The sequence below is a fragment of the Streptomyces sp. B8-7 genome, from assembly GCF_058833805.1.
In genome coordinates, this window is the sequence record NZ_JBYRRL010000010.1 from 21979 (window position 1) to 32001 (window position 10023).

3 protein-coding genes and 1 tRNA gene are annotated in these 10023 nt (G+C 71.0%); 1 reads left to right on the top strand and 3 read right to left on the bottom strand.

The genetic code is table 11. The features are described from left to right. Positions 1-372: 372 nt before the first annotated feature. On the bottom strand, positions 373-5838 hold the full coding sequence (locus AC5K6T_RS31680; RefSeq protein WP_493214476.1) for a HAMP domain-containing protein: 5466 nt from the start codon (positions 5836-5838) through the stop codon (positions 373-375). 377 nt (positions 5839-6215) lie between these two features. Here AC5K6T_RS31680 and AC5K6T_RS31685 point away from each other — a divergent pair, with 377 nt between their 5' ends. After that, the gene (locus AC5K6T_RS31685; protein WP_493214477.1) at positions 6216-8960 is read left to right on the top strand and encodes a SpoIIE family protein phosphatase; all 2745 of its coding nucleotides are present in this window, start codon (positions 6216-6218) and stop codon (positions 8958-8960) included. 88 nt (positions 8961-9048) lie between these two features. Here the strand turns inward: AC5K6T_RS31685 and AC5K6T_RS31690 are convergent. After that, a tRNA-Thr gene (locus tag AC5K6T_RS31690) sits at positions 9049-9121 on the bottom strand. Between the two features lie 73 nt (positions 9122-9194). Beyond that, a complete protein-coding gene (locus AC5K6T_RS31695; RefSeq protein ID WP_493214478.1) occupies positions 9195-9872 on the bottom strand; it encodes a DegT/DnrJ/EryC1/StrS family aminotransferase in 678 nt (225 codons plus the stop codon). Positions 9873-10023 lie beyond the last annotated feature (151 nt).

The window sequence follows — 10023 nt, forward strand, 5'->3', positions numbered from 1 at the left end:
GCAACTCCGTGTGAACACCCGGCGCCCCCGGCGGAGCGCGCGCCGCCGCCGGGCACCGCAGGGCGTCGGACACCCCGACGCCCCGGCCCCGGGCCGGGTCCGCGGCGCGCCGACCGGAACCGCGAGCCTCCGTGCTGCGCCGCCCGGGGCGCGCGACGCCGTGCCGCGGCCGGCGCCCCGGTCCTCCGGTCGCCGGTCAGCCCGCGTGCGCCCACGGGCGCCGCCGTCCGTCGCGGGAGCGCCGGACCCCGGACGGCCGCCGTGTCCCTGCGCTCCCTCCGCGTCCACCGCACCGGCCGGCACCGGCCGGCACCGGACCCGCGGCTTCCCGGCCTGCGGTGCCGGAGACAGCCCGGCCCCGGCCCCGGCCCGTCACTCTCCGCGCATCCACTGCTCCATCACCGACAGCAGGTGATCGGGGTCGACCGGCTTGGTCACGTAGTCGGAGGCACCCGACTCGATGGCCTTCTCCCGGTCGCCCTTCATCGCCTTCGCGGTCAGCGCCACGATCGGCAGCCCGGCGAACTGCGGCATCCGCCGGATCGCGGTGGTCGTGGCGTAGCCGTCCATCTCCGGCATCATGATGTCCATCAGCACCACCGCCACATCGTCGTGCTGCTCCAGCACCTCGATGCCCTCGCGGCCGTTCTCGGCGTACAGCACCGACAGGCCGTGCTGCTCGAGGACGCTGGTCAGCGCGAACACGTTGCGGATGTCGTCGTCGACGATCAGCACCTTCTCGCCGCCGAACCGGATGCCGCCGCGCGTCTGCGCCGACGTCTCCCGGCCGTCGGCGGACCACTCGGTGCGGCCGCCGCCCCGGCCTTCCCGCCCGTCCGGCCCGTCCTCGACCGCGGCCCGGCGGCGGCGCCGGAACAGCGCTGCGGCGCCGTTCTGCGTCTCGATGTACGACTTGACCTCCGCCGGCGTCTCGATCGCGGGCTCGGGCAGCAGCAGTTCCGGTTCCACCGCGGCCGGCAGGGCCGGCTGCTGGTAGCCGTGCGGAGGCAGCTCGCCGGGGTGCAGCGGCAGGTAGAGGGTGAACGTGGACCCGCGGCCGGGCTCGCTCTGGGCATGGATCTCCCCGCCCAGCAGCTGGGCGATCTCCCGGGAGATGGACAGGCCCAGCCCGGTGCCGCCGTACTTGCGGCTGGTCGTGCCGTCCGCCTGCTTGAACGCCTCGAAGATCACGCGCATCTTGCTGGCCGCGATGCCGATCCCGGTGTCCGTCACCGAGAACGCGATCAGCGGCGCGTCCGGGTCGGTCAGCGACCCCGCCTCCAGCAGCTGCTCCCGGATCGCCACCGGCACGTCGCCGCTCGCGGGCCGGATGACCAGCTCCACCGCTCCGGAGTCGGTGAACTTCACCGCGTTGGACAGCAGGTTGCGCAGCACCTGCAGCAGCCGCTGCTCGTCGGTGTGCAGCGTGGCGGGCAGCTCCGGCGAGACCCGCACCGAGAGGTCGAGCCCCTTCTCCGCGGTCAGCGGCCGGAACGTGGCCTCCACATAGTCGACGAGCTGGACGAGCGCGATGCGCGTCGGGGAGACGTCCATCTTGCCCGCCTCGACCTTCGACAGGTCGAGGATGTCGTTGATCAGTTGGAGCAGGTCCGAGCCCGCCCCGTGGATGGTCTCGGCGAACTCCACCTGCTTCGGCGACAGGTTGCCCTCGGCGTTGTCGGCGAGCAGCTTGGCCAGGATCAGCAGCGAGTTCAGCGGGGTGCGCAGTTCGTGCGACATGTTGGCCAGGAACTCGCTCTTGTAGCGCATGGAGACGGCGAGCTGCTCGGCGCGCTCCTCCAGCACCTGGCGGGCCTCCTCGATCTCGGTGTTCTTCACCTCGATGTCGCGGTTCTGCCGGGCCAGCAGCTCGGCCTTCTCCTCCAGTTCGGCGTTGGACGCCTGCAGCGCCTTCTGCCGGTTCTCCAGCTCCGCGGACCGTTCCTGCAGCTGCTCGGTCAGCTCCTGCGACTGCTTCAGCAGCACCTCGGTCTTGGTGTTGACGGAGATGGTGTTGACGCTCGTGGCGATCATCTCCGCGATCTGGTTCAGGAAGTCCCTCTGGATCTGCGTGAAGGGGGTGAACGAGGCCAGCTCGATCACTCCGAGCACCTTGCCCTCGAACAGCACCGGCAGCACGATCACCTGCGCGGGCGGGGCCTCCCCCAGCCCGGAGGAGATCTTCAGATAGCCGCTGGGCGCGTGGTCCACCAGGATGGTGCGCCGCTCCAGGGCCGCGGTGCCCACCAGCGCCTCACCGGGCCGGAAGGAGGTCGGCATGGACCCCATCGAGTAGCCGTACGAGCCGAGCATCCGCAGCTCGTAGTGCTCCTCCTCGTCGCCGCTGTCGGCGCCGAGGTCCTGCTCGTCCATCATCGGCATCGCCAGGAAGAACGCCCCGTGCTGCGCGGACACCACCGGAGTGAGCTCGCTCATGATCAGCGAGGCGACGTCGTCGAGGTCGCGGCGGCCCTGCATCAGCGCGGAGATGCGGGCGAGGTTGCCCTTGAGCCAGTCCTGCTCCTTGTTGGCGATCGTGGTGTCGCGCAGGTTGGCGATCATCTTGTTGATGTAGTCCTGGAGTTCCTGGATCTCCCCGGACGCGTCCACGTCGATCTTCAGGTTGAGGTCGCCGCGCGTCACCGCGGTCGCCACGCGCGCGATGGCCCGCACCTGCCGGGTCAGGTTCCCGGCCATCTCGTTCACCGACTCCGTCAGGTCCCGCCAGGTGCCGTCGACGTCACGCACCCGGGCCTGACCGCCGAGCCGGCCCTCGGTGCCCACCTCGCGGGCGACGCGGGTCACCTCCTCGGCGAAGCTGGACAGCTGGTCGACCATGGTGTTGATGGTCGTCTTCAGTTCGAGGATCTCGCCACGAGCGTCAATGTCGATCTTCTTGGTCAGGTCACCCTTCGCGATGGCCGTCGTGACCATCGCGATGTTCCGCACCTGACCGGTCAGGTTGGACGCCATCTGGTTCACCGACTCGGTGAGGTCCTTCCAGGTGCCCGCCACGCCCGGCACATGCGCCTGGCCGCCCAGGATGCCGTCCGTGCCCACCTCGCGGGCCACCTTGGTGACCTGCTCGGCGAACGAGCTGAGCGTCTTGACCATGGTGTTGAACGTGTCCGCGAGCTGCGCGACCTCGCCCCGTGCCTCGATCGTCACGGTCCGCGTCAGGTCGCCGTTGGCGACCGCCGCGGCGACCTGGGAGATGTTGCGCACCTGCACGGTCAGGTTCTTGGCCATCAGGTTGACGTTGTCGCTCAGGTCCTTCCAGATGCCCGTGACACCGGGCACGTGTGCCTGGCCGCCCAGGATGCCCTCGGTGCCCACCTCGCGCGCCACCCGGGTCACCTGCTCGGCGAAGCTGGACAGCTGGTCGACCATGGTGTTGACCGTCGTGACCAGTTCGAGGATCTCGCCCTTGGCGTCGACAGTGATCTTCTTGGACAGGTCGCCCTTGGCGACCGCGGTGGTGACGTCGGCGATGGAGCGCACCTGCACGGTGAGGTTGTTCGCCATGAAGTTCACCGACTGGGTCAGGTCCTTCCAGGTGCCGGAGACGCCCTGCACCTCGGCCTGACCGCCCAGCTTGCCCTCGGTACCGACCTCGCGGGCCACCCTGGTGACCTCCTCCGCGAAGGAGGACAGCTGGTCGACCATGGTGTTCAGGGTGTTCTTCAGCTCCTGGATCTCGCCGCGCGCATCGACGGTGATCTTCTGCGACAGGTCACCGCGCGCCACGGCGGTGGCGACCTGCGCGATCTGGCGCACCTGCGCGGTCAGGTTCCCGGCCATGCCGTTCACCGAGTCGGTCAGGTCACGCCACACCCCGGCCACGCCCGGCACCTGTGCCTGGCCGCCCAGGCGGCCCTCGGTACCCACCTCGCGGGCCACCCGGGTCACCTGGTCGGCGAAAGCCGAGAGCTGGTCGACCATGGTGTTGATGGTGTTCTTGAGCTCCAGGATCTCGCCGCGCGCATCGACGGTGATCTTCTGCGACAGGTCGCCACGCGCCACCGCCGTGGTCACCTGCGCGATCTGCCGGACCTGGGCGGTGAGGTTGCCGGTGATGGAGTTGACCGAGTCGGTCAGCTCCTTCCAGGTGCCGGACACCCCCTCCACCTGCGCCTGACCGCCGAGCCGGCCCTCGGTGCCGACCTCCCGGGCCATCCGGGTGACCTGGTCCGCGAACGACGACAGCTGCTCCACCATGCGGTTCACGGTGTTCTTCAGCTGGAGCATCTCGCCGGACACGTCCACGGTGACCTTCTGCGACAGGTCGCCGTTGGCGACCGCCGTCGTCACCTGGGCGATGTTCCGCACCTGCCCGGTGAGGTTGCGGAACGCCGTGTTGACGCTGTCGGTGAGGTCCTTCCAAGTCCCGGCCGCCCCCGGTACCTGCGCCTGGCCGCCCAGCTCGCCCTCGTCGCCGATCTCCCGCGCGACCCGGGTCACCTCGGAGCCGAACGCCGACAGCTGGTCCACCATGCCGTTGACGGTGTTCTTCAGCTCCAGCATCTCGCCGGCCACGTCCACCGTGACCTTCTGCGACAGGTCGCCGCTGGCCACCGCGGTCGTGACCGCGGCGATGTCGCGGACCTGGGTGGTCAGGTTGCGGAAGACGGTGTTGACGGAGTCGGTGAGGTCCTTCCAGGTCCCCGCGGCACCCGGCACATTGGCCTGGCCGCCGAGCCGGCCCTCGGAACCGACCTCGTTCGCCACCCGGGTGACCTCGTCCGCGAAGATCCGCAGCGTCTCGGTCATCTGGTTGATCGTCTCCGCGAGCTGCGCGACCTCGCCCCGCGCCGGGACGGTCACCTTCCGCGACAGGTCACCGTTGGCGACCGCCGTGGTCACCTCCGCGATCCCGCGCACCTGGGCCGTGAGGTTGCCGGCCATGGTGTTGACCGAGTCGGTGAGCTCCTTCCACACCCCGTCCACACCCGGCACCTGCGCCTGGCCGCCCAGGATGCCGTCCGTACCGACCTCGCGGGCGACGCGCGTCACCTCGGACGAGAACGCCGAGAGCCGGTCGACCATCGTGTTGACGGTCTCCTTCAGCTCCAGCATCTCGCCGGCCACGTGCACGGTGACCTTGCGGGACAGGTCGCCCTTGGCGACCGCCGTGGTCACCAGCGCGATGTCCCGCACCTGCGCGGTCAGCCGGTCCGCCATGGTGTTGACGGACTCCGTCAGGTCCTTCCACGATCCCGACATACCGCGCACCTGCGCCTGGCCGCCCAGTTTGCCCTCGGTGCCCACCTCGCTGGCCACCCGGGTGACCTCGTCGGTGAACGTCGACAACTGGTCGACGAGGTTGTTCACGGTCCGCCCGACCTTCAGGAACTCCCCGCGCAGCGGATGCCCGCTGCCGTCGGGCGCCTGGGTGCGCAGTTCCATCCGCGGCGACAGATCGCCCTCCGCCACCGCGGAGAGCACCCGGCCCACCTCGGAGACCGGCCAGACGAGATCGTCGACCAGTGCGTTGGAGGCGTCGACGGCGGCCGCCCACGACCCCTCGCTCGCCCCGACCTCCAGCCGTTCCGTGAGCTTTCCCTCACGTCCGACCATGCGCCGCACCCGCGAGAGCTCGCCGGTCAGGTGCATGTTGCGGTCGGCGACCTCGTTGAAGACCGCCGCGATCTCCGCCATCACGCCGTCGCCGGACACCGTCAGACGCCGGCGGAAGTTGCCGTCCCGCATCGCCACCAGCGCCGTCAGCAGGCGGTTCAGGGCAGCCGTGTCGACCGCGGTGGTACCCCCACGCGCCTTGCGTGGATCGCGCGGCTTCGTACCCCGCGGTGTTTCCCGCGTCGCTGCGCCAGACTCCACTGTGTCCCTCCCGCAGGGGTCGACCGTCACTGCTGTCCTCAGGTGCTGCTGCTCGCCGTACGCGTGCCGTATGCCACCGGAGGCCGCCGGGCGCGCGCCCCGTCCGGGGCCGCTGCCCGCCGCTCCCGGAGACCACGCGACCTGCCCGGCCTCCGACACCTAGCCTGCCCAGTGTTTCACCCCGGCCGAACCAGGCCATAACAGTTCGGCAGCTTCGCACATCGTGCGCACACCCACCGGACGTAAAACACCGGCGACCGGCATCCGCACGGACGGGGAAGGTAAGTAACCTTGCATGCGGCTGTCCAGCCGCACCGGTCCGTCCGGCTAGGGCGGTGGCACGAAGACGAGCGGGCATCGGAGGGGCGGCCGCACACATGACCACCGGACTGATCCCGGGGGCACAGCCCCCGGAACCCCGGCCCGACGGCGCGCTGCCCGTCCAGGCGCCGCCGCGGTCCGCGGACCGGGCAGCCCAGCACACCGACAACCGGCCGAGGAGTTCCGTGATCACCGCGCGCGCGGCTGCCAGCTTCGAGCCCGTCGGGCGTTCGGTCGCCTCCGCCCGCTCCTTCGTCCGCGACACCCTGCAGGGCTGGGGCTTCGGCGACATCGTCGACGACGCCGTGGTCCTCACCAGCGAGCTGGTGACCAACGCGGTGGTGCACGCGGGCACCTCCGCGGACGTGGTGTGCCTGCGCAGCGACGACGGGGTCCGCATCGAGGTCGCCGACCGCTACCCCGAGCGCGAGATCCCGCTCCAGGGCGCCGCGCTCACCCTGGCCGGCCCCGACCGCGAGGGCGGCCGCGGTCTCCAGCTGTGCGCGGCGCTCGCCGACCGCTGGGGCGTGGAGTACACACCGACGTTCAAGCAGGTCTGGTTCCAGCTGGAGCTGCCCGCCCGCCAGGTCGGCACGCGTGCCGCGGGCCCGTCCCTGCCGCCGGACCTGCTGCCGCTCGCCGACGGCCGGGTCCGGGTCGCGGTCGTCCAGATCGACCGCGTCGGCGCGATCACCGCCTGGAACGAGGACGCCGAGGATCTCTTCGGCTACACCGGCGACCAGGTCACCGGCAAGCCGCTCGCCGACCTCACGGCCTGGCCGCACACCCCGGGCACCGGCACCGGCGTCGCGGAGGCGCTGCGTCTGTCGCGCTGGGAGGGCAGCTACGGCATCCGCGACGCGGCCGGCCGTGTCGTGCCCGTCTACGCCTCCCACCTGCGGGTCCGCGACACCGGCGGCGAGCCGTCCACGGTGTGCCTGCTGGTCCGCGACAACGAGCGGGCGGTCCTGCAGACCCCGCTGCGGGTCACCGACGGCGGCGGCTCCGGCGAGGGCAAGGGCAGCGACCCGTTCGAGGTGTTCATCGGCTCCCCCGCCCCGGACGACCTCGACGGTCTGCTGCAGCGCACGGTGGAGCGTGCCCGGGACATGCTCGACGCCGACTCCGCGTTCCTGCTGCTGGCCACCGACGACGAGACGGAGCTGGAGGTGCGGGCCTCCACCGGGCTGCCCTCGGCCCGCCAGCGCTTCGCCCGCGTCCCGGTGGAGGCCGGGCCCGGCCGCTACGGCTCGGCCCGGATGCCCGCCGTCCACGACGATCTCACCGCGGTCCCGGGCGCGGTGCCGCTGCTGGACGGCACCGGGATGCGCTCGGTCGTCACGGTGCCGCTGAAGGTGGAGGGCCGGCTCACCGGCTCGCTCGGTGTCGCCGCCGAGGCCGCGCGCCGCTACTCCAACGAGGAGGCGCTGCGTCTGCAGTTCGCCGCCGACCGGATCGCGCTGGCCGTGGAGTCGGCGCGGCTCGGGGAGCTGGAGCGGCTGCGCCGGGGCTCGCTGAGCTTCCTGGTCGAGGCCTCGGACCTGCTGGCCGGCACCCTGGACCGGGATCAGACGCTGGCGCTGATGGCGCAGATGACCGTTCCGACGCTGGCCACCTGGTGTGCCGTGTACACGATCGCCGACCCGGCCTCGGAGCCGTTTCTGTCGTACGTGCTGCACGAGGACGAGGAGCTGATCGACGGCATCAAGGCGCTGCTGTCGAAGATCGCCCCGCCCGATCCGGTGCCCACTCCCGGCGCACGGGTGTGGACGGCTCCGGCGCAGGCGGCGCATCAGGCGGCGCTGCGCACGTCGATGCGGAGCCTCGGTCTCGGCGAGCCGGCGCCCTTGAGTTCCGGCATCGGTACGACGCTGGCGACGGCGGGCGCGGTGGGCGGCGAGACCGTGGTGCTGCCGCTGGTGGCACGGAACCGGGTCATCGGCATGCTCACGCTGGGCAAGCCCACCGACGACCACTTCCGCCAGGAGATCCTGGAGCTGGCGGAGGACTTGAGCCGCCGTGCCGCGCTGGCCCTGGACAACGCCCGGCTGTACTCGGAGCGTACGGCCATCAGCCAGTCCCTGCAGCGCAGCCTGCTGCCGCCGGAGCTCCCGCAGATCGACGGCGTGGAGGTCGAGGTCATCTACCGTGCGGCCGGCGAGGGCAACGAGGTCGGAGGCGACTTCTACGACCTGTTCCCGATCAGTGACGGCGCCTACGGCTTCGCGATCGGCGACGTGTGCGGTACAGGGCCCAACGCGGCGGCGGTGACGGGTCTGGCCCGGCACGCGCTGCGCCTGCTGGCGCGGGAGGGGTTGAGCGGTCCGGCGGTGCTGGAGCGGCTGAACTCCGCGATCCTGGACGAGGGAGCCCGCAGCCGCTTCCTGACCCTGCTGTACGGCGAGATGCGTCCGCGGCCGGACGGCAGCGCGGAGTTGAAGGTGGTGTGCGCGGGGCACCCGCTGCCGCTCCGGCTGCGCCAGGACGGCACGGTGGAGCCCGCGGCGGAGCCGCAGCCGCTGCTGGGTGTGCTGGAGGATCTGGAGCTGTACGAGCAGACGGTCACCCTCGATCCGGGCGACGTGCTGCTGTGCGTGACGGACGGTGTGACCGAACGCCGCGAAGGTTCACGCATGTTGGGCGACGACGGCCTCGCGGATGTTCTGACGACGTGCACGGGGCTGACGGCGGGTGCGGTCGCGGCACGCATCATGCGGGCGGTGGAGCGTTTCGCTTCGGACGCCCCGTCGGACGACATGGCGATTCTCGCGATGCGGGTCCCGGGTCTGCCCATGGCCTGAGATGAACGGCCCCGGGGCGCCCGGGATGTGAGCAGGCCGCATATGGATGAGGACCCCGCCCGAAAGGGCGGGGTCCTCATCCATCACGAGCCCCCAAACGGAATCGAACCGTTGACCTTCTCCTTACCATGGAGACGCTCTGCCGACTGAGCTATAGGGGCGGGTCGCTTTCGGGATTTCCCCGCGGCAACTGCATTGATCGTACCCCGAACGGGGTTGTATTCCCAAACTCGTTCAGACGGCCGCCCGGAGCAGCCCGCCGAGTGCGTTGCATGCGCCCACGATCCGCTGCATGTCCCGCTTCGTCAGAGAGGCGTCCACGGGCAGCGCGAGTGTTTCGTCGGCGGCCCGCTCGGTCTCGGGCAGGGACACGCAGTGCCGGAATTCGGGCAGCCGGTGCACGGGGGTCTTGACCGGAACCCGGCAGTCGACGCCTCTGGCCCGTATCGCCCGGGCGAAGGCGTCCCGGTCGGGCCGCCCGTTGCCGGGGACGCGGACGACGTACTGCTGGTAGGTGTGCCCGACGCTGCTCTCCGGGGTGTGGACGCCCTTGAGTCTGGCGTCGAGATAGCCGGCCCGCTGCCGGCGCTGGGCTATCTCGTCGTACGGCGCCTCGGACTCGCCTTCCTGCAGCACCAGCAGCTCGCGCCGTTCACCGACCGCGTGCAGCCGTGCCACGTCAGCGGGGCGTCCGAAGCGGTGCACGGCGACGACGGCCGCGGTGCGCGGGGTGACGGCCGCGTCCACGGCGGTCGGGTCGAGGCAGTACGTCACGGGGTCTATGTCCGCGAACACCGGGAGTCCGCCGGCCAGGGTGACGGCCTGGGCGATCTCGACGTTCCCGAAGGCCGGCACGATGACCTCGTCACCACGTCCGACTCCGGCGGCCCTGAGCAGTGCAGCAGTACCCATGACTGGATGCTGGGCGCGCAACGTGAACTCCACGTGACCACCAACAAAAAAGGGCTGGACCCGGAACGTAAGTTCCGGGTCCAGCCCTGTCAATACTTGTTCGGCGGCGTCCTACTCTCCCACAGGGTCCCCCCTGCAGTACCATCGGCGC